Below are 23,545 nucleotides of genomic sequence, written 5' to 3' on the forward strand. Positions count from 1 at the left end.
CCTGCCGGCGACCGACCCCGGTCCACCGACGGGCCGCACCGTCAGTCCAACAGGTGCGTCCGCAGGGCGGCACGGACCTCGGGGGTCACCCCCAAGCCGTCGACCAGGTACGCGTCGAACGACCCGTGCACCCGGCGCACCTCGTCGTACGCCGCGTCCAGATACTCGGGGCGGACCCCCAGCACCGCCTGCGCCGTCTCCGGGTCCAGCTCCGGCCGTCGGCGCAGCATCGCCGCCGACGCCGCCGCCCGCAGCTCCACCGTCAGGTCGTTGTGCCGCAGGTAGTCGGCCCGCACCGTCTCCTCGTCGACGCCGAGGGCGGTGAGCAGCACCACCGCCAGCCACCCGGTGCGGTCCTTGCCGGCCGAGCAGTGGAACAGCAACGGCAGGTGGGCCGGGTCGGCCGCCAACCGGACCGCGCGGGCGAAGCCCTCCCGGGCCGCCGCGCCGCGGACGAACCAGCGGTAGACCTCCGCCATCGCCGCCGCCGCGCCCCGCCGGGCCTGCTCCTCGTAGCCGGTGAGGTCGTGGCCGTGCAGCACCGCCGAGAGGTAGCTGAACCCGGGGTGCGCCGGGTCGAGCACCGGCAGCCGGACCAGGAACGGGTCACCGACCAGCCGGTTCGGCGGGGCGAGCACGGTCTCGGAATCGTCGCGCAGGTCCACGACGCAGGCCGGGGCGAGCCGGCCCAGCACCGTCAGGTCCGCCTCGGTCAACCGACCCAGCGCCGCGGTCCGGATCAGCCGGCCGACGCGTACCCGCCGCCCCTCCGTGGTGGGTAGTCCGCCCAGGTCACGGGCGTTCGGTGCGCCCACCAGCTCCCAGTCCCGCACGCTCATCGATCTCCCTCTCCGGCGACATGGTGCGTATAGGGTGCCGCACATGACGATCGCCGCGGTACGCACCCACCGGCTGTCCGCGCCCCTGCACACCCCGTTCGTCACCGCGCTGCGCCGGACCACCACGGTGGAGACCCTGGTGGTGGAGGTGACCGACGACGACGGGCGGTCCGGTTACGGGGAGGCGCCACAGGTGTGGCAGGTCACCGGGGCGTCGGTGGCCGGCGCGGAGGCGTGCGTACGCACCGTGCTCGGCCCGGCGGTGGTGGGGCGGGACGCCGATGACGTGCTGGCCCGCTGCGCCGAGATGGCGGCGACGGTGGCCGGCAACGAGGCGGCCCGGTCCGCGCTGGACGTGGCCCTGCACGACCTGGCGGCGCGGCGGCTCGGCGTACCACTGGTGCGGTTGCTCGGCGGCACGGCGCTGCGGGTACCGACGGACGTCACGCTGGCCGCCGGGGACGGCGCGGAGCTGGCGACGGCCGCCCGGCAGCGGCAGGGCGAGGGCTTCGACGTGCTGAAGCTGAAGGTCGGCACGGACGCGGCGGGCGATCTGGACCGGGTCCGCGCGGTCCGGGCGGCCGTCGGCCCGCAGGTGCGGATCCGGCTGGACGCCAACCAGGGATGGACGCCGCGCGAGGCGGTCCGGGTGATCCGGGGCGTCGAGGACGCCGGGCTCGACGTGGAGCTGATCGAGCAGCCGGTCGCCCGGTGGGACCTGGACGGCATGGCCTGGGTCGGCGACCGGGTGAACGTGCCGATCCTGGCCGACGAGGCGGTGTTCGGGGTACGGGACCTGGTCGAGGTGATCCGGCGGCGGGCCGCCGACCTGGTCAACGTCAAGCTCGCCAAGTGCGGCGGGCTGGGGCCGGCACGGACCCTGCTGGAGTTGGCCCGTGCACACGGCATGGGCACCCTCGTGGGGTCCATGATGGAGAGTGAGGTCGGCGTCGGCGCGGCGGCCAGCCTGGCCGCCGCATACCGGACCAGCGCGGTGTCCGACCTGGACGCCGCCTGGTGGCTGACCCGGTCACCGGTGCGCGGGGGGCTGCGGTACGAGGGTGCCACGGTGGTGCTGCCCGACGCCCCGGGCCTCGGCATCACCTCGGTGACCGAAACAAAAGTTCAACGTCAAGGTTGATGATCGCAGTTTTCTTTCCTATCGTCCGATGAGGGCACCGACACGTGAGCCGGAGGTCGACGTGGAGTTGGAGCCGGGTCGCGAGGCCCTCGTACGAGTGGCCGTCGCCACCCTGTGGACCGACCCCGGCGCGACCCGGCCGGTCGACCGGCCGGCCCTGGCGGTGCCGTCCGACACCGACGGCTGGATCACCGGGATGGACGCCACCCAACGGGTCGGCGACTGCGTGCTCAGCCAACTACTGCTCGGCGAACGGGTCCTGGTGACCGCACTGCACCCCGACGGCTGGGCCGAGGTGGTCGCGGTGGAACAGGCCGCCCCCCGACGCGACCCGCGCGGCTATCCCGGTTGGCTGCCCGCCGCGCAACTCGCCCCGGCCACCCCGCACGGGGACCCGCCCGGCCCACTGGTCGTCGACGCCGTCAGCACCGGCCTGCGCGCCGCCCCGGACGGTCCGGTGACCCTGCCCGGGGTGGTCCTCGGCACCCGGCTCCGGCCCGTGGGCCCCGCCGTCGACGGGTGGCGACCGGTCCGGGCACCCGAGCGGCCCCACCCGCTCTGGGTGCCCGAGGCCGACGTCACCGACCTGCCCGCCGCCGCACCGACGGCCGACGACGTGCTCGCCGTGGCCGCCCGGCTACGGGACGTCGCGTACGTCTGGGGTGGGCTCTCCGGGCACGGGATCGACTGTTCCGGCCTGGTGCACCTGGTCTGGCGGCGGTTCGGCGTGACGCTGCCCCGCGACGCCGACGACCAGGCGGCGGCCACCACTCCGGTGCCGACCGGCGAGGAACGCCCCGGCGACCTCTACTTCTTTGCCCGACCCGGACGGGGAGTCCACCACGTCGGCCTGGTGACCGCCGGCAGCGGGCCACGGATGCTGCACGCCTGCTACCGGCAGCGGCGGGTGCTGGCGGAGCCGCTGGCGCCCGACCGGGTCGCCACCCTGGTCGGCGCGCACCGGGTCTGACCGGGGAATGGGCGTCACCGAAATGCGGTGACGCCCATCGTGGCCACTACGGTCAGCGGCGGGCCTCGACCAGCTCGCGGCGGCGGTCCCGGGACGACTTGACCAGGCTGGCCACCGTCGCCACGGCGAGGCAGCCGAGGATGACGGTCAACGACAGCCAGATCGGGATGTGCGGCGCCCAGCCGATCGGCTCACCGTCGTTGAGGAACGGCAGGTTGTTGTCGGCCAACGCCTCCAGCACCAGCTTGACGCCGATGAAGCCGAGCACCACCGCCAGGCCGTAACTCAGGTAGATCAGCCGGTCGAGCAGCCCACCGACCAGGAAGTAGAGCTGCCGCAGGCCCATCAACGCGAAGACGTTCGCGGTGAAGACCAGATAGGGCTCCTGGGTGATCCCGAAGATCGCCGGAATCGAGTCCAGCGCGAAGATCAGGTCGGTGGTGCCGATCGCGATCATCACCACCAGCATCGGGGTGAACAGCCGCCGGCCGGCCTGGTGGGTGGTGAGCTTCGCGCCGTCGTAGTCCCGCGAGATCGGCAGTGCCTTGCGGCTCCACCGGATCAGCAGGTTCTCCTTGAACTCGTCCTCCTCCGGCTCACCCTGGCGGGCCAGGTTGATCGCCGTGTAGATCAGGAACGCGCCGAAGATGTAGAACACCCAGGAGAACTGGGCGAGCAGCGCCGCTCCGGCGGCGATGAAGCCGCCCCGCATGACCAGGGCCAGCACGATGCCGACGAGCAGCACCTTCTGCTGATATTTCCGGGGCACCCCGAACCGGGCCATGATGATCACGAAGACGAAGAGGTTGTCCACCGAGAGGCTGTACTCGGTGAGCCAACCGGTGTAAAACTGGCCGGCCACATTGCCGCCCGCGGTGACCCACAGCCCGACCCCGAAGAGCAGCGCCAGGCCGACGTAGAAGCTGACCCAGAGGCTCGACTCGCGGACACTCGGCTCGTGCGGCCGGCGACCGATGATGAAGAGGTCGACGAGGAGCACAGCCGTCAGTGCGACGAGGGTTCCCGCCCACACCATTCCGGACACGTTCAATCCATTCCTCCGACAGACACGCGGCGTCGGGGCACACCGTACGCCGCGTGACGGCGGGGTGGGCGACGACGCACACACTGGTGACTGACGGAGGTCTCTTCCGCCGGTGACCCGCGAACGGGGCACCGACCGGCGGAGCCGGGTCGGTTGTCGGGTGACGCTCGACCGTGCTGACGACTCCGTCGCGGGGGAATACTCCCCTCCTCGGCCGCCATTGTTCACCATCAAGGGCCGCGGGCGCACCTCCTGCGGCATGCATTGCCGGCAGCATCACGTTCCGACTCCGTTCGCCGCGTCCCGTCACCGTCGCGGCGGGGCGCACTTCGGCTCTCTCCCGGAGTTGATACCGCAGGTGAAGGCCGATCGTGTCGGGCGGCCGGCGCGGTAGCCCGACGCACACCCGCTAAGGCATCCTAGGAGGCTAGGTGTAGTCGGGCGCGAAGGTCGGCCCCACCCCGGTGGCGGAGCAGCGCCGCGTGGCAGGCTGTCCGCATGGTGCTTGAGGTCGCGCTCATCGACGTACTGCCCGGACACGAGGACGGGTTCGCCGCCGCCTACGCGGAGGCGCACGCCATCATCATCGCCGCCGAGGGATGCCGATCGGTCCGGATGACCCGGGGCATCGAATCCCCCTCCCGATTCGTGCTCCTGGTGGAGTGGGACTCGGTGCAGGCGCACGAGGAGAACTTCCGGGCCACCGAGGCGTTCGGCAGGTGGCGGGCGCTGATCGGCCCACACTTCGCCGGCCCGCCCCGGGTCGAGCACTTCGTCGACGTCCCGGCCTGAGTCGGGCGGTCGCGATCGGGCCGGCTCCACGGCGGCAAGAATCTACCCTGGTCGATCCGGATCGATCCGAATCTGTCGTACCTCCGGGTTATCGTGCGGCGCACGCGCGGCACACCGGCCCCGACGCGTTCGGGGGCGCCGGGTCCGGTGGTCGCGCGGCAAACCACCGTGCGCGGCAAACCCACCGTGACCGCAGGGCCACCGTGACCGCAGGGCCACCGTGACCGCAGGGCCACCGTGACCGCAGGGCCACCGTGACCGCAGGGCCGGCGGGCGAGCCCGGGGGGCGCGCGACGCCGGTGGCCGTTCCACGCGGCTGCTCCGGGCGGCGTGGGGTAATCCGTGGCGTCCGGCGTGCCGGGTCCGGTTGACTGGCCCGCATGACCGCACGGGTGTTCCTGGTGACCGGGGTGAGCCGACGGGTCGGCATCGGCGCGGCGGTCGCCCGCATCCTCGCCGCCGACGGGCATCGGCTGCTCCTCACCGGCCTGCCCGGCTACGACGACGCCCAGCCCTACGGCGGCGACCCGGACGGCGTGCCGGCGCTGCTGGCCGAGCTGGGCGAGGCCGCCGGCCACGTCACCGCCGACCTGCTCGACCCGGCCACCCCGGCGGCCCTGGTCGCCGAGGCGGTACGCCGGCACGGCCGGCTCGACGCCGTGGTGGCGGCCCACGCCTACTCCACCCGCACCCGCCTGGGCGAGCTGGACGCCATCGAAATCGACCGGCATCTGCTGGTGAACGTCCGGGCCACCCTGCTGCTGGCCGACGCCTTCGCCACCTCCTTCACCGCCGGGGCGGGCGGCCGGCTGGTGTTCTTCTCCAGCGGCCAACGCCTCGGCCCGATGCCCGACGAGCTGGCCTACGCGGCCGGCAAGGCCGCCCTGGAGAACCTCACCGCGCAGCTCGCGCCACTGCTGATGGCCCGGGGGGTCACCGTCAACTGCCTCAACCCCGGACCGACCGACACCGGCTACGCCCCACCGGACGCGCACGCCGCCGTGGCGGCGCGCTTTCCGGCCGGCCGCTGGGGCACCCCGCAGGAGGCGGCCCGCCTGGTGCGTTTCCTCTGTTCACGGGAGGCGGACTGGATCACCGGTCAGGTCATCGACTCCGAGGGTGGCTTCCACCGCTACGGGTGAGCCCGGACCGGCCGCCCGCCTGCTGGCCTCCGGCGTCCCGCGCCCGCTGCCGTCGGCGCCTTCGGCTGCTGCTCCCCCACAGTGGACGGGCCCCCCGCCATCGCCAGGACCGACGGCGGTGCCTGTGGGTGGACCGACGACGAGACCAGCGGCCCTGCGGCCGAGCAGATCCACCGTCTCCGCCGCGCTGAGCGCGGCGGCGGAGAGCCAGCCGATCATCCGGTCGTAGCGACCGACGTCGGCGTCGGAGGCCAGCCGCACGTCGGTGGTCAGCGCCTCCAGCATCACCGTGCGCGGATCGGCCGGGTCAGGAAACGAGTAACACGAGAAGGCGGTCAACGGGTACGCCCCACCGCGCGGCACCGCCGTCCTCGGCACCATCCGGATGGTCACGTGCGGCAGCTCGGCAAACGCCAGCAACTGGTCCAACTGCTCACGCCAGACCTCGGCGGGCAGGCCGGCCGGATCACAGGCCCGCTCGTCGAGCAACGCGGTGTACCGCGGCGGATCGGGACGGCGCAACACCCCCTGCCGGGTGAGCCGGGCCCGCAGGTCGGCCTCGACGTCGACGTCCGGGTGTAGCAGCCGGCCGGCCGTGATCCGCAACCGCGCGTAGCCGGGCGCCTGGAGCAGGCCGGGCAGCACCGTCGGCTGGTATTCCACGATGGCCGCCGCCCCCGCCTCCAACTCGGCGTAGGTGCGCTGCCGCTCGCTCATCTCGCCGAGCGCCTTCCACCAGCCGCGACCGGTCGCCGCGTCCCGTGCGATGACGATCAGCGCCTCGCGCTGCGGCGACGGCACCTCGTAGATGTCCAGCAGATCGAGCACGTCGGCCAGATCGGGCCGACTCTGCCCCAACTCGATGCGGGACAGCTTGGACGTGGAGGCCCAGCCCAGCCGGGCACAGACCTGTTCCAGCGTCAGCGCCTCCCGTCTGCGCAACTGGCGCAGCTCGGCGCCGAGCCTCGCGCGTCGAATGACAGGACTCGATGACAATGGCATCCCGGCCTCCCCACGAGGGAGGGTACGCAGGATCATCACCCAGGGCAACACATTGCTTGCTCACCGCAACATTTATCTGAGCCTGATTCGGATGCCGCCGGTGGCGCGTCGGGCCGTTTCGCCCGCCCGGCGCTTCCGCCGGCACCGCCCCGGGGCGGTCAGGGCCGGTAGGTGCCGAACGACCAGACGTAGCCGGCAAGGTCCCGCGCCGCGTAGTCGCGGGAACCGTAGTCGGTGTCGAACGGGCCTCGGATGATCTCCGCCCCGGCGGCCCGCGCGCGGTCGTGGTGGGCGTCCAGGTCGTCGACCGCCACGTAGACAGCGTAGGCGTCATCGGCGGGCCGATCCGGTTCGCCCCGGCCCGTGCCGAGCATGATGATGCCGTCGCCGAGCGCCAGTTCGGCGTGCGCCACCGCCCCGTCCGGGCCGTCGTGCACCGCGAGGACCCGGAACCCGAACGCGGCACAGAGCCAGTCGATCGCCGCCCGGGCGTCGGGATACCGGAAGGTCGGGTAGATGTTCGTCATGCGTCGAGTGTGCCGCCCCGGACTCAGCCCGGATTGGACGAATGGGAACCGGGCCGGCCCAGCGCCGCCGGGGTCGCCCCGGTGAACTCCCGGAACTCCCGGATCAGGTGCGACTGGTCGTAGTACCCCCAACGCACCGCCAGTTCGGCCCAGTTGCCCACCGGCTCGGCCCCGCCGTTCGACGGCTCGGGACGATCCGGCCTGACGGGCGTGCCGGGCATCGCGGACTCCCGACCCAGGGCCGCGTACGCCCGCTGGAAGCGCAGCAGCCGGGCGGTCGTCTTCGGGGCCAGCCCCAGTTCCCGGCGGAACCGCCCGGCGAGGTGCCGACGACTCCAACCCAGCTCGCCGGCCAACTCGCCGATACCGATCCGGCCGGCCGACCCGGCAAGCCGGCCCCAGGCCCGACCGAGGTGCGGGTCGACCTGATCGGTGGCTGCCAGCCGGGCCCCGAGCGCCGTGTCGAGCAGGGCGAACCGGCGGGGCCAGCCCGACGCCTCGGCCAGCCGGACCCGCAGCCGGTCGAGCCAGGCATCGGTGAGCTGGTCGACCGGCACCGCCCGGTTGGCCAGCTCACCGAGGGGAACCCCGAGAATCCGGCGAGCTGCCGGCGGGGTGAGCAGCAACTCCACCCCGGCCCCGGCACCCACCGTCGAGGTCGTGCAGTAGCCGTCGTACGGCCCCGCCACGAACGAGTCCACCCGGTAGGCGCTGTGTGCCGCCGAGCGCGGGTTCAGCACGTCGAGCGGGGCACCCCACCCGAGGATGAGGACCACGAAGGCACCGGCCGCCTCGTGCCGGACCAGTGGCGGCGATGTCCCCCGCCCGGATGCCACACCCCCCGGCATGCCCTCCCGGTAGCCGAGGTAACGGCCCACGAAGGGGCGCAGCCCGCCGGCCGGCGTCCCGGCGCACACCTCGTCCAGCACCGGGTTGCCCGTCACTTCACCCCGGCGGCGTCCATCCCGCGCAGTTCCTTCTTCAGGTCGGAGACCTCGTCCCGGATCCGCGCCGCCAGCTCGAACTGCAATTCCCGGGCGGCGGCGAGCATCTGGTCGTTGAGTTCCTGGATCAGCTGCGCCAGGTCGGCGCGCGCCATCCCCTCCCGGGAGGGCGTCCCGGCGGTGGTCCGACTGCGACTGCGGGTCTCCTTGACCGGCGCCTTGCCCCGGGAGAGCTGCCGGGCGGCCCCGCCGATCCGGGAACTCTCGGTGTCCTCCGCCTCGCGGTAGATGTCGTCGAGGATGTCGTGGATCTTCTTGCGCAGCGGCTCGGGGCTGATCCCGTGCGCCTCGTTGTGCGCGATCTGCTTGGCCCGACGACGGTTGGTCTCGTCGATCGCCAACGCCATCGACGGGGTGATCTTGTCGGCGTACATGTGCACCTGGCCGGAGACGTTACGGGCGGCCCGGCCGATGGTCTGGATCAGCGACCGGCCACTGCGCAGGAAGCCTTCCTTGTCGGCGTCCAGGATCGCCACCAGGGAGACCTCGGGCAGGTCGAGACCCTCCCGGAGCAGGTTGATGCCGACCAGCACGTCGTAGTCGCCCTTGCGCAGCTCGCGCAACAGCTCCACCCGGCGCAGGGTGTCGACCTCGGAGTGCAGGTAACGCACCCGGATGCCGTTCTCCAGGAGGTAGTCCGACAGGTCCTCGGCCATCTTCTTGGTCAGCGTGGTGACCAGCACCCGCTCGTCCCGCTCGGTCCGCAGTTTGATCTCGTGCATCAGGTCGTCGATCTGGCCCTTGGTCGGCTTGATCACGACCTCCGGATCGACCAGGCCGGTGGGGCGGATGACCTGCTCGACGAACTCGCCCTGGGCCTGTTCCATCTCCCAGGTGCCCGGGGTGGCCGACAGGTAGACCAGCTGGCCGACCCGCTCCAGGAACTCGTCGAAGCGCAGCGGACGGTTGTCGGCGGCGCTGGGCAGCCGGAAACCGTGGTCGATCAGCATCCGCTTACGCGAGGCGTCGCCCTCGAACATGCCGCCGATCTGCGGGATGGTGACGTGCGACTCGTCGACCACGGTGAGGAAGTCGTCCGGGAAGTAGTCGAGCAGGCAGTGCGGCGGGCTGCCGGGCAGCCGGCCGTCGATGTGCATGGAGTAGTTCTCGATGCCGGAGCAGAAACCGACCTGACGCATCATCTCCAGGTCGTAGGTGGTGCGCATCCGCAGCCGCTGTGCCTCCAGCAGCTTGCCCTGCCGTTCCAGCTCGGCCAACCGCTCCCCCAGCTCGGCCTCGATGTCCCGGGTGGCCCGCTCCATCCGCTCCGGACCGGCCGCGTAGTGCGTGGCCGGGAAGATCAACAGGTGGTCGACCTCCTTGACCACGTCGCCGGTGAGCGGGTTGAGGTAGTAGAGCTTCTCCACCTCGTCACCGAACAGCTCGATCCGGACCGCCAACTCCTCGTACGCCGGGATGATCTCCAGGGTGTCGCCCCGGACCCGGAAGGTGCCCCGCTGGAAGGCCATGTCGTTGCGGGTGTACTGGATGTCGACCAGCCGGCGCAGCAGCTGGTCGCGGTCCAGCTCCTGCCCGATGGTGACCCGGACGGCCCGGTCGAGGTATTCCTCGGGGGTGCCCAGACCGTAGATGGCCGAGACGGTCGCCACCACGATCGTGTCGCGGCGGGTGAGCAGCGACATGGTCGCCTTGTGCCGCAGCCGCTCGACCTCCTCGTTGATCGAGGAGTCCTTCTCGATGTAGGTGTCGGTCTGCGGGATGTAGGCCTCGGGCTGGTAGTAGTCGTAGTAGGAGACGAAATACTCCACCGAGTTGTGCGGGAGCAGCTCGCTGAACTCCTTGGCCAACTGGGCGCAGAGCGTCTTGTTGGGGGCGAGCACCAGGGTCGGCCGTTGCAGCCGCTCGACCAACCACGCCGTGGTGGCGCTCTTGCCGGTGCCGGTGGCGCCGAGCAGCACGGTGTTACGGTCGCCACGCCGGACCCGACGCTCAAGTTCATCGATGGCGGCCGGCTGGTCGCCGGCCGGCTGGAAGTCACTGACGACCTGGAAGCGACCGTCGAGCCGAGGAATGTCGAGCGCCATGGCATCCACGGTACGCCGCAGGTCCGACACTCCATCGCGACCGCCGCCAGCCGGTGATCACCTTCGATATTGCCATTGTGGCCCACATCTCAGAGGGCTAGCCTGGACACCGTAGGCCGCTCGCGGCGGCCGACCGCGGCGGTGGCCGGGCCTCGACAGGCTCCCACCGCCCGGCACCTGGGGTCGCAGCACCCGGACATCACCGGCGTGCGCATCCCGCGTGGTCGCGCCCCTGGCGCAGACCGGCCGCCGCGAGCGCCCCTGCCTGTCCGGCCAGCCCACCACCCCCGGACCTGGCACCCCGGCGTCACCCCGCCCCGGGCCGGCCCGTTCACCACACGTGGAGACCTCGTCCGACCGGCCCCGACACCCACCCGGCACCGGCCCGGGCCGGCGACACGCCGGACGGCAGCACCGCACGGCCCGCCGGTCGGTCACCGTCGTCGCACCCACGGCCGAGGAGAGCGCCCCGGGCCGGCGACGTACCACCATCGTCGTCCTGGGCGTCGTCGCCGCCACGTCCGCCGCCGCCCTGGTGGCCGGCCTGCCCAGTTGGTCGCCCGCACCGGCCGCACCGGCCCGCGCACTGACCGCCGACGAGGCCGAGCGGCTGGCCGCCGTCCGGGTCAGCACCTACCGGGACGTCCGGGCCGGGGTACGGGTGGCCGTCGGCACCGGGGCCGGCCGCACCGACCTGGTCGGCTGGGTCGACTGGTCCCGTCCGCTGGCCTACCTCGACGTCGGCGGACCGGGCGCCGGGCAGGATCGGGGCCTGGTGCAGGCCACCCCGTCGGTCCTGGTGCAGCGGCCCGATCCCCGCGCGATCGTGACCCCGGCCCGGCCACCGCTGATGCCCCCCGGTGACCGCTGGCGGCTGCGGAACCCGCCGCCCGGGCGGGGTCTGGCCGGTGCGCTCGACGTCCTCTTCGCGCTCGCCGCCGACCGGGCCGAACCGGCCGAGCCACTGCACGCCGGCGGCGGACGGTGGCTCGGCCGGGACACCGTCGGCGGCGACCCGGTGGACGTCCTCCAGGCGGCGCTGCGGCCGACCGGACCGACCGGCCGACCGGCCGGGCCGACCACCGCACCGACCGGCCACCCGGTGGCCGGGGACGCGGACCCCCGCTGGTGGGTGGACCGGGATGCCCGGCTGCGTCGCTGGGCGGGCCGACTCGCCGACGGCACCCCGATCACCGTCGAGCTGGACCGGGTCGACCGGCCGACGCCATGGCCGGTCGACGCGCTCGGTGGCCGGCCGGGACTATCCCGGGCCCTCACCGACGAGGAGGCTGCCCGGCTGGGCCGGCTGGCCACCCGGCTGCGTGCTGGCACCGGGGCTGCGGTCACCGTGACCGCCCCGCTCGGCAGCGCCGCCAACCTGCGGGGTGCCGGCTGGCTCAGCTGGTCCGCCGGTGTCGCGTACCTGTCGGTCGCCGAACTGGACACCCTCGGCCGTCGGACGCTGCTGCGTCGGGACCGGTCCGGCTTCGCCCGGACGGACGTACCGGTCGGGCCGGGCACCACGGCCCCCGCTCCGCCGGTGCCGCCACCGGCCGGGACCGGTTGGCGGACCGGCAGTCAGCCGGCCGACCAACTGGACGTGCTGGTCGACGCGGCGGTGCGGGCCGGTGGTCAGCCCCCGGGTATCGGTGCCGCCGTCCGGGTCCGGGGCGACCGGCAGGCCAACCGAGCGGTGGACGTGTTCGAGGTACGCCAGCAGAGCCTGCGCCTGCGGTACTGGCTGGACCGGGCCGGTTTCCTGCGCCGGCTGGAACTGCGCACCCCCGCTGGCCTGTGGGCGCAACTGGACCTGAGCCCCGGCCCGCTGCCGGCGGGAATCGTCCCGCCTCGCCGCAAGGCACCGTCGACGTCACGACCCCATTGACGTCACGACCCCCATTGACGTCACGGCCACATCGACGTCATGGCCCGGCTGACGGCAACGGGGTCCGCTGGCGTCACGGCCGGGGCGGGGCGGGTGTGCTGTGGTCAGGGACACCAGCCGGTCTGCGCCGCCCAGGCCTCCGCCCGCAGCCGCTCCTCGGCGAACCACGGGTCGTCGGCGGTGGCGTGCCCCGGGCCCTCCAGCGGCGCCGACGCCGCCAACTCCCGTTTCACCAGCAGGTACGCCGCCCGTTGATCGGGATCGGCACGCAGGTGGTCCCGCATCAGCAGGGCGTGCCGCCAACCGGGTGATCCGGCCACCCGCAGGTGCACCCGCACCGGCCGCCCCGGGTCGGCACCACCGTGCAGCCGCTTCTCCCCGCCGTCGCCGCCGGCCGGCCCGGGGCGGTCCCACCGGACCTCGGGCACCCTCGGGAACCCGGCATCGGCGAGTCGCTGCGCCAACGCGCCGTCCGCCTCGGCCAGCGACGGGACGGTCACCTGCACGTCGATGACGTCCCGGCCGGCCAGCCCCGGGACAGCGGTCGAGCCGACATGGTCGATCCGCAGGTCGGCCGGGACGAGCGCGTGCCGGATCCGGGCGGCGAGCCGGGCGTACTGCTGCGGCCACGTCGGGTCGGGCTCGGTCGACACCACCCACCCGTCCCGGACCGCCCGGTGTTCCCGCACGTTGCGCTCGTAGGGCAGCAACCGGTCCCGCCAGAGGGCGTCCACGGCGGCGTGCAGTTCGTCGAGACCGCCGTCGTTGTCCAGGATCACATCGGCCGCCGCCCGGCGGCGGGCGTCGTCGGCCTGGGCGGCGATCCGCCGCTCGGCCTCCGCCCGGGTCATCCCCCGGTCCCGCGCCAACCGCGCCAACCGGGTGGCCACGGCCGTCTGCACCACCACCACCAGGTGGTACGACGGCGCAAGCCCCACCTCCACCAGCAGCGGTACGTCGTTGACCACCACCGCGTCAGCGGGTGCCGCGGCGGACAGCTCGGCGGACCGGGCCCGCACCCGGGGATGGGTGATCTGCTCCAGCCGGCGACGGGCGGCCTCGTCGGCGAAGACCACCGCGCCCAGTGCCGCCCGGTCCAGCGCCCCGTCGGCGGTCAGCACCCGGTCGGAGAAGGCGGCGACGATCTCGGCCAGCCCCGCACTGCCCGGGGCGACCACCTCCCGGGCGATCCGATCGGAGTCGACGATGATCGCGCCCCGCCCGGCCAGCCGGATCGCCACCGCGCTCTTGCCGGACCCGATGCCACCGGTCAACCCCACCCTCAGCACCGACCCAGTCAACCGGATCGACTCCCGCCCCACCACACCGCCCCCGCCCCGTGGACCGCCCGCCCCGCCCCGCGGCGCCGGCACGGAGTCGATCATGCCGGCGCGATGGAGCCCGGCGCGGGCGGAAACCGGAGCGGGCCGGAACAGGGCAGGGGCAGGGAGAGCGCACGCAAGGAGCGGGGCAGGCGGGAACGGCGAGAGCCCCGTCCCCGATCCGCGTGCAGCGGACCGGGGGCGGGGCTCTTCGTCAGGGACGCTTCCCGACCGGCGGGGACGTCAGACGCCCTACCGGGTGGAAGCAGCCTCCAGGATCACTTGCCGCCGGCGAGCTTCTCCCGCAGCGCGGCGAGCGCCTCGTCGGTCGCCAGGGTGCCGGCCGGCTCCTCGGCCTGCCGGCTCGGGGTCGACGAGCTGGTCGAGGTGGTGGTGGTGCCACCGGCGGCCACGGGCGGAGCCGGGTTGGCAGCGGCCTCGGCGTCGGCGGCCCGGGAGGTCTGCACCTGCTTGGTGTGGGCCTCCCAGCGCTGACGCGCCTCGGCGTACTGGTTCTCCCAGGTCTCGCGCTGCTTGTCGTACCCCTCGAGCCACTCGCCCGTCTCCGGGTCGAAGCCGTCCGGGTAGATGTAGTTGCCCTCGGTGTCGTACGTCGCGGCCATGCCGTAGAGGGTCGGGTCGAAGTGCTCCTCGCCCTCGACGAAGCCCTCGTTGGCCTGCTTGAGCGACAGCGAGATCCGGCGGCGCTCCAGGTCGATGTCGATGACCTTGACCATGACCTCGGAACCGACCTGCACGACCTGCTCCGGGATCTCCACGTGGCGCTCGGCCAGCTCGGAGATGTGGACCAGGCCCTCGATGCCGTCGTCCACCCGGACGAAGGCACCGAACGGGACGAGCTTGGTGACCTTACCCGGCACGATCTGCTGGATCGCGTGGGTGCGGGCGAACTGCCGCCACGGGTCCTCCTGGGTCGCCTTCAGCGACAGCGAGACCCGCTCGCGGTCCAGGTCGACGTCCAGGACCTCGACCTCGACCTCCTGGCCCACCTCGACGACCTCGGACGGGTGGTCGATGTGCTTCCAGGACAGCTCGGAGACGTGCACCAGGCCGTCCACGCCGCCCAGGTCGACGAACGCGCCGAAGTTGACGATCGACGAGACGACGCCCTTGCGGACCTGCCCCTTCTGGAGCTTGTTGAGGAACTCGGTGCGCACCTCGGACTGCGTCTGCTCCAGCCAGGCCCGGCGGGACAGGACCACGTTGTTGCGGTTCTTGTCCAGCTCGATGATCTTGGCTTCGAGCTCGCGGCCCACGTACGGCTGCAGGTCACGCACCCGCCGCATCTCGACCAGGGAGGCGGGCAGGAAGCCGCGCAGCCCGATGTCGAGGATGAGGCCACCCTTGACCACCTCGATGACCGAACCGCGGACGACGCCGTCCTCGTCCTTGATCTTCTCGATCGTGCCCCAGGCCCGCTCGTACTGCGCCCGCTTCTTGGAGAGGATCAGACGACCCTCCTTGTCCTCCTTCTGGAGGACCAGGGCCTCGATGTGGTCACCAACCGAGACGACCTCGGCGGGGTCCACATCGTGCTTGATCGACAACTCCCGCGAGGGGATGACACCCTCGGTCTTGTAGCCGATGTCGAGCAGGACCTCGTCCCGATCGACCTTGACGACGGTGCCTTCGACAATGTCGCCGTCATTGAAGTACTTGATGGTCTCGTCGATCGCGGCGAGGAAAGCCTCCTCGGAACCGAGATCGTCGTGGGTGACCCGGGTGGCGCTCGAGGGGGCCTCGATGCTGCTCGTCATGTGGGCGGTTGCTCCGGTCGGATGGGTTGTCACAGCAGGCGTGGTGTCGCAGTGACCCGTTCGCGCCAGCGGATCCGCCACCGGGCCCACCTAACGATCGCCAAGAGAAGATCATTGGTGCTCCGGTGACCGCGCACCTGCTCCCTGCCGAGGTACACGATCCGCGAGCGCATCGTCTAGCCTACCCGCTGCATTACCACAGCGTGCAAGCCCTCCCGGGTCCTCGCGACCCCACCAGCTGCGAAAGCGGAGATTTCGGTGGAAAAGCGCCTCCGGTGTCTCATCCGTCACATCCGCCCCACGGGACCGACAGCGTACGGCGGTCCGGCACGCCGCGCACGCCGGGGTCCGGCGGCCGGCACCACCTCAGGGCCTAGCGTGAGCGGGTGGACGACGACGAGCGGGTGCTCCGGCGCCGGGTGGGCGACACCGAGGCACGACGGGCCAACCGCGGCTGGTGGGACGCCGATGCCGACGACTACCAGGCCGAGCACGGCGCGTTCCTGGGCGAGGTGGACTTCCGCTGGTGCCCGGAGGGGCTGCGCGAGTCCGAAGCGCGGCTGCTCGGCGACGTGGCCGGGCGGCGGGTCCTGGAGGTCGGCTGCGGAGCGGCGTCCTGCGCCCGCTGGCTGGCCACCCAGGGGGCGAGCCCGGTCGCCTTCGACCTCTCCGCCGGAATGCTGCGGCATGCCGCCCGCGCCGCCGGCACCACCGGGGTACGCGTGCCGCTGGTGCAGGCCGACGCGCTGGCCCTGCCGTTCGCCGAGGCATCCTTCGACATCGCCTGCACGGCCTTCGGCGCGATCCCGTTCGTCGACGACTCGGCAGCCCTGATGGCCGAGGTGCACCGGGTGCTGCGCCCCGGCGGGCGCTGGGTCTTCTCGGTGACCCACCCGATGCGCTGGGTCTTCCTGGACGACCCCGGTGAGGGCGGGCTGACCGCCGTGCACTCGTACTTCGACCGCTCGCCCTACGTGGAGCAGGACGAACGGGGGGTGGCCAGCTACGTCGAGCAGCACCGGACGCTCGGTGACCGGATCCGCGAGCTGATCGACGCGGGCTTCCGCCTGCTGGACCTGGTGGAGCCGGAGTGGCCGGCCGGACACCGGGAGACGTGGGGGCAGTGGAGCCCGCTGCGCGGACGACTCTTCCCCGGCACCGCCATCTTCGTCACCGAGAAGCCCGCCGGCAGCTACCCGGCCGGTGCTGCGCATCGCTCCGGACGGGCAGGCACGGCGTCGGAGTCGGGCTGAGCGCCACCACCGGCCGCCGGCCGAACGGGTCGAACCGTTGGACCACACGCTGCCGACCGCCGAGCCAGGCCCGGTGACGCACCACCCGGCCCGACCTGACCGTTTCGGTGGATCGCCGTCGGGTACGCGGCGGTCATGGCCGAGCAGAGGTTCCGCAGCCACCACGTCGGCCCCCGACGTCGTCCACTGGCCGGAGGCGGTGCGCGATGAGCCGGGCTGACGATCCGCAGCAGACCTACCGGGAGTTCACCGAGGCGGTCAACATGCGGCCCGGCGAGCTGTCCTCGTGGTTGCAGACGGCGGAGTCCAAGCAGGTCGGCTCGCACAAGGGTGGCCGGTCAGGTGGCGGCGAATCGGTCGGCCACTCGTCCGGTCGGCGGATCGTCGACCTGCTCCGCCGCAAGCGGGCCGAACTCTCCGCCGCCGACTACCAGCACATGCGCACGGTGATCGGGTACGTGCACCGGCACCTGGCGCAGCGACCCGCCGGCGACGTCCGGGACACGAAGTGGCGCTGGTCGCTGATGAACTGGGGGCATGACCCGCTGCGATGACCGGCGCCGGTCGCCCCGAGGCCCAGCCGCCAACCTGGAACGCGAAGCCGGGCTCGGACAGCGGGAAATCCGACGCAGACCGCGAGATCAGGCCGGGACAGCGGGGCGTCCGACACGGACGGCGAAGTCAGGCCGGGACAGCGGAGCCAGATCGGGGCGGCGAAGTCAGGCCGAGCCGACGGGTGTCAGGCCAGGGCGGCGAAGTCGACGTCTTTCGCCTCGACCGTGCCGGCCGTGCGTCCCGGGGCCGTCTGGTGGGCCCAGTAGAGGTTGGTGTGCGCGACGACCTGCTCGGGCGGTGGAGCCCCCCACGCCGTCCGGTCCTGCGTGGTGTGGGCGTCGCCCACCAGCGTGGTGTCGTAGCCCCGGACGAACGCGCCGTGCAGCGTCGACCGGACGCATGCGTCGGTCTCCGCACCGGCCACCACGAGTCGCCCGACCCCCAGCCCGGCCAGCACCGACTCCAGCGGGGTGTCCTCGAAGGAGTCGCCGTGGTGCTTCTCGACCAGCGGCTCGGCCTCGCCGGGGACCAACTCGGGGACGATCCGCCAGTCGTCGCATCCCCGGACGAGTTGGGCGTCGGAGTGCTGCACCCAGATGACCGGCACCCCCTCGTGTCGGGCCCGCTGCACCAGTGCGCCCACGATGCCGACGACGTCGTCCCGCCGGTACGTCCCCGCGACGACGCCGTTCTGCACGTCGACGACGAGCAGCGCGGTGTGCGGCCGGTTGTGGAGTGTGGTCATGTCTCCCCCTGGTCCCGATCGAGCCGGTCAGAATTCCACTGGTCAGGTCGAACGCGCTGCCCAGCACGCTAGCCCGACCCTCCGACAGACCACCCGTACGCCGCTCGTCCGTGGTGGAAGGCCGCCGACATGCCGACGGACCACGCCCCCGCCCACCCGTGGTGGACGCCGTTGAGTGCCGACGGATGACACACCCCCGGTCCACCCGCGTGGACACCGCTGAGGGCACCGCGAGCCCGGTCCACCCGCGTGGACACCACTGAGGGGCACCCCGAGCCCGGTCCACCGCCGGATCAGCCGGCCACCCCGCCCGCGATGTGGTGTTCGTGCCGCTGATCCCGCCACCGCGTGCGGACCCCCGCGACGCGATCCACCTCCGGACATGGTTACCACCGCGAGCGATATGCCGCTGGGGCATGGTTACCACCGCGAGCGATATGCCGCTGGGGCATGAATATGACAGCGCGGCATAACGACTTCCGGAAGCACATAGCCCCGGCCGACCCGCAACGGACAACAGTCGGAGGACACCCTCGTCCCGGTCGACACCCGGGCGCCGTCGTCGCGCCCCCGGCCGACCCGCGACGGACAACAGGCGGCGGGCACCACCGGTCCGCACCGCGAACCGGACCCGTCACTCCCCGAACAGCCGATCACCGGGCCAACCGGCGGCGAAGGGCTACGGATCAACGGGCACTGGACCAACCAGCCCACCGGGCCGACCAGCCGACCAGCCGACCTCGGCCACCGGGCCGATCAGCCAAACGGGCCCACCGGGCCGAAGGGCCAACGGGACTAATGGTCGGCGCTGTTCCAGTCCCGGCCTTCGCCGACGGAGACCTCCAGCGGCACCGACAGCGGGTACGCGGCACCCATCTCCTGTCGGACCAGCGCCTCCAACGCCTCCCGCTCATCGGGGGCGACCTCGAAGACCAACTCGTCGTGCACCTGGAGCAGCATCCGGGACCGCAGCCCGGCGTCGCGCACCGCGGTGTCGACGCGCAGCATGGCGACCTTGATGATGTCGGCCGCCGAGCCCTGGATGGGGGCGTTCAGCGCCATCCGCTCGGCCATGTCCCGGCGTTGCCGGTTGTCGCTCACCAGGTCGGGCAGGTAGCGGCGGCGACCCAGGACGGTGGAGGTGTAGCCGTCCTGACGGGCCCGGGCCACCACCTCGTGCAGGTAGTCGCGCACCCCGCCGAAGCCGGCGAAGTAGTTGTCCATCAGCCCTCGGGCCTCCTCGGCGGTGATGCCGAGCTGCTGGGACAGGCCGAACGCGCTCAGCCCGTACGCCAGGCCGTAGTTCATCGCCTTGATCTTGCGGCGCTGGTCGGCGGTGACCTCGCCGACCGGGACCTCGAAGACCGAGGACGCGGTGGCGGCGTGGAAGTCGTGGCCGGAGTTGAACGCCTCGATCAGCGCCTCGTCCAGGGACAGGTGCGCCATGATCCGCATCTCGATCTGGCTGTAGTCGGCGGTGAGCAACGTCTGGTAGCCGTCGCCCACCACGAAGGCCCGGCGGATGCGCCGGCCCTCCTCGGTGCGGATCGGGATGTTCTGGAGATTCGGGTCGGTGGAGGAGAGTCGGCCGGTGGCCGCCACGGTCTGCTTGAACGTGGTGTGGATGCGGCCGTCATCGGCCACCGACTTGAGCAGGCCGTCGACGGTGGTCTTGAGCTTCGCCACGTCCCGGTGGCGCAGCAGGTGCTCCAGCACCGGGTGCGGGTTCTGCGCGTGCAGCCACTGGAGCGCGTCGGCGTCGGTGGTGTAGCCGGTCTTGATCTTCTTGGTCTTCGGTAGCCCCAGCTCGCCGAAGAGCAGTTCCTGGAGCTGCTTGGGCGAGCCCAGGTTGAACTCCCGCCCCACGGCGGCGTACGCGCTCTGCGCGGCGGACTTCACCTCGCCCGCGAAGTGCGCCTCCAGCTCCTGGAGATAGTCCAGGTCGGCGCCGATGCCGACGCGCTGCATCGCGGCGAGCACCTCGGACAGCGGCAGCTCCACCTCGGCCATCAACCGGGCGGACTGCTCGCCGTCGCGGGACAGCTCGGCGTCGATCGCGTCGGCCAGGTCGAGGGTGGCCCGCGCCTGGAGCATCAGGTTCTGCTCGGCCTCGCCGTCGTCACCGAGGCCGTCGAAGGTGAGCTGCCCGGTCTCCGGCGCGTCGACCCGCAGCTCGCGGTGCAGATAGCGCAGCGCCAGATCGGTCAGGTCGTAGGAGCGCTGGTCGGGACGGGCCAGGTAGGCGGCGACCTCGGTGTCCCGGGCGACGCCGGCCAGGGACCAGCCACGTGCGGCGAACGCGAGCCGGGCGTGCTTGCTGTCGTGCAGCACCTTCGGCTGCTGCGGGTCGGCCAGCCAGCCGGCCAGGGCGCGTTCGTCGTCCTCGGCCAGCGTCGTCGGGTCGAGCCACGCCGCCGGACCGCTGGCCAGCGCGAACGCCAGTGCCTCCAGCTGCGGCTCGTACCGCTCGCGGGGTTCCTTCGGCTTGGCCGGCGTCTTCACCGCCACGCCGACCTGGGTGCCGACCGGGGCGTGCGTGGCCAGCCAGCCGCTCAACGCGCCGGGCGCGGTGAGCACCTCGGCGGTCAGGTCGAAGCCCGCCTCGGCCTCCGGCTCCACCGCCTCCAGGTACTGGTAGAGCCGGTCGCGCAGAATGCGGAACTGGAGGGTGTCGAACACCTGGTGCACGGCCTCCCGGTCCCAGCCCTGCCAGCGGGCGTCCTCGGGACGGACCGGCAGCTCCAGGTCGGAGACCAGGCAGTTGATCTCGTAGTTGCGGATCACGTCGGCGAGCCGCTCGCGCAGGCTGTCGCCGGCCTTGCCCTTGATCTCGTCGGCGTGGGCGATCACGCCCTCGACCCCGCCGTACGTGGTGATCCACTTGGCGGCCGTCTTGGGGCCGACGCCGGGGATGCCGGGCAGGTTGTCGCTGGTCTCGCCGACCAGCGCGGCCAGGTCGCGGTAGCGCTGCGGGCCCACGCCGTACTTCGCCTCGATCGCGGCCGGGTCCATCCGGGCCAGGTCGGAGACGCCCTTGCGGGGGTAGAGCACGGTCACGGTGTCGCCGACGAGCTGGAAGGCGTCCCGGTCGCCGGTGCTGATCAGCACCTGCATGCCCTGGTCGCGAGCCTGGCAGGCGAGGGTGGCGATGACGTCGTCGGCCTCGTAGCCCGGTTGCTCGACGACCGGGATGCGCAGCGCGTCGAGGACCTCCTTGACCAGGCTGACCTGACCCTTGAAGTCGGCCGGGGTCTCGCTGCGGCCGGCCTTGTACTCCGCGTACTTCTCGGTGCGGAAGGAGTGCCGGGACACGTCGAAGGCGACCACGATGTGGGTCGGCTGCTCGTCGCGGAGCACGTTGATCAGCATCGAGGTGAAGCCGTAGACCGCGTTGGTCGGCTGCCCGGTCGTGGTGGAGAAGTTCTCCACCGGCAGAGCGAAGAACGCCCGGTATGCCAGGGAGTGTCCGTCGACGAGAAGCAGGCGCGGCGTCGTAGCTGTCACGGCAGCGACTCTAGTCCGTACCCCCGACAAGGCCGGGCGGCGGCACGGGCGCGCCCCGTGGTGGCCACCGGACCGGGACGGACCCCGGACCCGGGGCGCGGGCATAACGGGACAGAAACGGCGGCCCGACGCGGTGGGGTGACACCGCAGCGGGCCGCCGTCGGGCCAACGGTCAGAGCACCTTGGCCAGGAACGCCCTGGTCCGCTCGTGCTGCGGGTTGGCGATCACCTCGCGCGGGTCGCCGGCCTCGACGACCACGCCGCCGTCCATGAAGACCAGCGTGTCGCCGACCTCCCGGGCGAAGCCGATCTCGTGGGTCACCACGATCATGGTCATCCCGTCCCGGGCCAGGTCCTTCATCACGTCGAGGACCTCACCGACCAGTTCCGGGTCGAGCGCGCTGGTCGGCTCGTCGAAGAGCATCAGCTTCGGCCGCATGGCCAGCGCGCGGGCGATCGCCACCCGCTGCTGTTGCCCGCCGGAGAGCTGACCCGGGTACGCCCCGAGCTTGTCGCCCAGCCCCACCCGCTCCAGCAGCTGCGCGGCCCGTTCCCGGGCCGCCGCCTTCTTCTCCCGGCCCAGCAGCACCGGAGCCTCGACCACGTTGCCCAGCACCGTCATATGCGGGAAGAGGTTGAACCGCTGGAACACCATGCCGATCGCCCGGCGCTGCGCGGCCACCTCCTTCTCCCGCATCTCGTGCAGCCTGCCGCCGCGCTCCCGGTAGCCGATCAGGTCGCCGTCGACCCGGATCGAGCCGGCGTTGATCTTCTCCAGGTGGTTGATGCAGCGCAGGAAGGTCGACTTGCCGGAGCCGGAGGGCCCCAGCAGGCAGCACACCTCGCCGGCCCGGACCTCCAGGTCGATGCCCTTGAGCACCTCCAGGGAGCCGAACGACTTGTGCACCTGCTCGGCCCGGACCATCAGCCCGGACCCGTCGGCCGGCGCACCGGCCCGCGACTCGGCGGCCGGCGCGCCCGGCTGGCCGGGAATCAGCTCACTCATGCCGGACCCACCGTCCCCGAATTGCCGCCGCCACCGGTCTCCGCCGCCATCCCGCGCAACCGCAGCCGGGCCCGACCGGCGGGGCCGTAGCCCTTGCCGAAGTGCCGCTCCAGGAAGTACTGCCCGACCAGCAGGATGCTGGTCAGGAAGAGGTACCACAGGCAGGCGGCCACGTACATCGGGAAGATCTGGAAGGTCCGCTTGCCCACCGCGTCGAGCTGGAAGAACAACTCCACGCTCACCGGCACGTAGAGCAGTAGCGAGGTGTCCTTGAGCATCGCGATGGTCTCGTTGCCGGTCGGCGGGATGATCACCCGCATCGCCTGCGGCAGCACCACCCGGCGCAGCAGCTGACCGCGGCTCATGCCCAGCGCCTGGGCCGCCTCGGTCTGCCCCTCGTCGACCGACTGGATGCCGGCGCGGACGATCTCGGCCATGTAGGCCGCCTCGGAGAGCGCCAGCCCCAGCAGGCCGGCCATGAACCCGGTGAGGATGTCCCGGGAGGAGAAGCCGAACAGCCGCAGGTTGAGGTTGTCGATGCCGAAGAGCTGGCCGAGCTGGGTGTCGAACGGCACCCCGAACTCGATCCGGCTCCACAGGATGCCGATGTTGCCGAAGACCGCCAGCAGCACCAGCCGGGGCACCGCCCGGAAGAACCAGGTGTAGAGCCAGGCGACCCCGCGCAGGATCGGATTGTCCGACAGCCGCATCACCGCGACCACCACGCCGAGGGTGACGCCGATGAGCATCGCGCTCACCGTCATCAGCACCGTGCCGCGCAGCAGCCCCTCGATGATCGGCGGACGGAACATCTTGTCCGCCATGAACGACCAGTTGAAGGCGGCGTTGGTGACCAGCAGGTGGACGAACATGGCGACCAGCACGGCCAGCACGGCGACCGCGACCCAGCGCCCCGGGTGCCGTACGGGCACGGCGCGGAGAGGCTCCGGCCGCGCCCGCACGGTGGAAGTGTCGTGGGATTCCATGACT

The 23,545-nt window shown here is 72.3% G+C and carries 18 protein-coding genes and 1 pseudogene; 7 read left to right on the forward strand and 12 right to left on the reverse strand.

The annotated features are described in order from the left end of the window. Positions 1-41: 41 nt before the first annotated feature. Positions 42-839 carry a tyrosine-protein phosphatase gene (locus tag GA0070216_RS01075; protein WP_091237358.1) on the reverse strand — a complete coding sequence of 266 codons (798 nt, stop codon included), beginning with the start codon at positions 837-839 and terminating at the stop codon, positions 42-44. 43 nt (positions 840-882) lie between these two features. Here GA0070216_RS01075 and GA0070216_RS01080 point away from each other — a divergent pair, with 43 nt between their 5' ends. After that, positions 883-1,980 carry a mandelate racemase/muconate lactonizing enzyme family protein gene (locus tag GA0070216_RS01080; protein ID WP_091237359.1) on the forward strand — a complete coding sequence of 366 codons (1,098 nt, stop codon included), beginning with the start codon at positions 883-885 and terminating at the stop codon, positions 1,978-1,980. 28 nt (positions 1,981-2,008) lie between these two features. After that, complete coding sequence (locus GA0070216_RS01085; protein WP_245722238.1) at positions 2,009-2,950, forward strand: C40 family peptidase; 942 nt, start codon at positions 2,009-2,011, stop codon at positions 2,948-2,950. A gap of 52 nt (positions 2,951-3,002) precedes the next feature. Here GA0070216_RS01085 and GA0070216_RS01090 read toward each other — a convergent pair whose 3' ends face one another. Further along, positions 3,003-4,001, reverse strand: a complete 999-nt coding sequence (locus tag GA0070216_RS01090; RefSeq protein ID WP_091237360.1) for a TerC family protein — start codon at positions 3,999-4,001, stop codon at positions 3,003-3,005. A 492-nt stretch (positions 4,002-4,493) separates the two neighbouring features. Between GA0070216_RS01090 and GA0070216_RS01095 the strand changes: the two genes are divergently transcribed. Further along, positions 4,494-4,787, forward strand: a complete 294-nt coding sequence (locus GA0070216_RS01095) for an antibiotic biosynthesis monooxygenase family protein (RefSeq protein WP_091237361.1) — start codon at positions 4,494-4,496, stop codon at positions 4,785-4,787. A 380-nt stretch (positions 4,788-5,167) separates the two neighbouring features. Next, on the forward strand, positions 5,168-5,929 hold the full coding sequence (locus GA0070216_RS01100; RefSeq protein WP_091237362.1) for an SDR family oxidoreductase: 762 nt from the start codon (positions 5,168-5,170) through the stop codon (positions 5,927-5,929). A 147-nt stretch (positions 5,930-6,076) separates the two neighbouring features. On the opposite strand, the pseudogene GA0070216_RS01105 reads toward GA0070216_RS01100, so the two are convergent. From GA0070216_RS01105 to uvrB, 4 genes and pseudogenes are all read right to left on the reverse strand, one after another. After that, positions 6,077-6,931 (reverse strand): annotated as a pseudogene (locus GA0070216_RS01105) (helix-turn-helix domain-containing protein); the annotation flags it as partial. A gap of 158 nt (positions 6,932-7,089) precedes the next feature. Further along, entirely contained in the window at positions 7,090-7,458 is a 369-nt protein-coding gene (locus tag GA0070216_RS01110) for a VOC family protein (RefSeq protein ID WP_091237364.1), read from the reverse strand. A 23-nt stretch (positions 7,459-7,481) separates the two neighbouring features. Further along, positions 7,482-8,402: a helix-turn-helix domain-containing protein gene (locus tag GA0070216_RS01115; protein WP_091237365.1), complete on the reverse strand. Its 921-nt coding sequence runs from the start codon at positions 8,400-8,402 to the stop codon at positions 7,482-7,484. Then, positions 8,399-10,507, reverse strand: coding sequence for an excinuclease ABC subunit UvrB (gene uvrB, locus GA0070216_RS01120; RefSeq protein WP_091238808.1), 2,109 nt, complete (start codon positions 10,505-10,507; stop codon positions 8,399-8,401). Before uvrB ends, GA0070216_RS01115 begins: the two co-directional genes overlap by 4 nt. 340 nt (positions 10,508-10,847) lie before the next feature. On the opposite strand from uvrB, the gene GA0070216_RS01125 reads away from it, so the two are divergent. Continuing rightward, positions 10,848-12,392: a hypothetical protein gene (locus GA0070216_RS01125; protein ID WP_176738777.1), complete on the forward strand. Its 1,545-nt coding sequence runs from the start codon at positions 10,848-10,850 to the stop codon at positions 12,390-12,392. Positions 12,393-12,496: 104 nt separating this feature from the next. On the opposite strand, the gene coaE is transcribed toward GA0070216_RS01125, so the two are convergent. Both coaE and rpsA read right to left on the reverse strand, forming a co-directional pair. Further along, positions 12,497-13,681 (reverse strand): dephospho-CoA kinase, encoded by a 1,185-nt coding sequence (coaE, locus tag GA0070216_RS01130; RefSeq protein WP_091238811.1) that lies wholly within the window; start codon positions 13,679-13,681, stop codon positions 12,497-12,499. 311 nt (positions 13,682-13,992) lie between these two features. Next, positions 13,993-15,492, reverse strand: a complete 1,500-nt coding sequence (rpsA, locus tag GA0070216_RS01135) for a 30S ribosomal protein S1 (protein ID WP_091237366.1) — start codon at positions 15,490-15,492, stop codon at positions 13,993-13,995. A 386-nt stretch (positions 15,493-15,878) separates the two neighbouring features. Here rpsA and GA0070216_RS01140 point away from each other — a divergent pair, with 386 nt between their 5' ends. Beyond that, positions 15,879-16,745, forward strand: a complete 867-nt coding sequence (locus tag GA0070216_RS01140; protein WP_091237367.1) for a class I SAM-dependent methyltransferase — start codon at positions 15,879-15,881, stop codon at positions 16,743-16,745. Between the two features lie 206 nt (positions 16,746-16,951). Then, complete coding sequence (locus GA0070216_RS01145) at positions 16,952-17,299, forward strand: DUF3140 domain-containing protein (protein ID WP_091237368.1); 348 nt, start codon at positions 16,952-16,954, stop codon at positions 17,297-17,299. A 185-nt stretch (positions 17,300-17,484) separates the two neighbouring features. Here the strand turns inward: GA0070216_RS01145 and GA0070216_RS01150 are convergent, their stop codons facing one another. The 4 genes from GA0070216_RS01150 to GA0070216_RS01165 all read right to left on the reverse strand — a co-directional run bounded on the left by GA0070216_RS01150 (position 17,485) and on the right by GA0070216_RS01165 (position 23,541). Next, on the reverse strand, positions 17,485-18,045 hold the full coding sequence (locus GA0070216_RS01150) for an isochorismatase family protein (protein ID WP_091237369.1): 561 nt from the start codon (positions 18,043-18,045) through the stop codon (positions 17,485-17,487). Positions 18,046-18,840: 795 nt separating this feature from the next. Continuing rightward, positions 18,841-21,549 (reverse strand): DNA polymerase I, encoded by a 2,709-nt coding sequence (gene polA, locus GA0070216_RS01155; RefSeq protein WP_091237370.1) that lies wholly within the window; start codon positions 21,547-21,549, stop codon positions 18,841-18,843. A 172-nt stretch (positions 21,550-21,721) separates the two neighbouring features. Continuing rightward, positions 21,722-22,555 (reverse strand): amino acid ABC transporter ATP-binding protein, encoded by an 834-nt coding sequence (locus GA0070216_RS01160; protein WP_091237371.1) that lies wholly within the window; start codon positions 22,553-22,555, stop codon positions 21,722-21,724. After that, positions 22,552-23,541 (reverse strand): amino acid ABC transporter permease, encoded by a 990-nt coding sequence (locus GA0070216_RS01165; protein WP_091237372.1) that lies wholly within the window; start codon positions 23,539-23,541, stop codon positions 22,552-22,554. Before GA0070216_RS01165 ends, GA0070216_RS01160 begins: the two co-directional genes overlap by 4 nt. Between the last annotated feature and the right edge of the window lie 4 nt (positions 23,542-23,545).

Source organism: Micromonospora matsumotoense, assembly GCF_900091525.1.
Classification (GTDB): domain Bacteria; phylum Actinomycetota; class Actinomycetes; order Mycobacteriales; family Micromonosporaceae; genus Micromonospora; species Micromonospora matsumotoensis.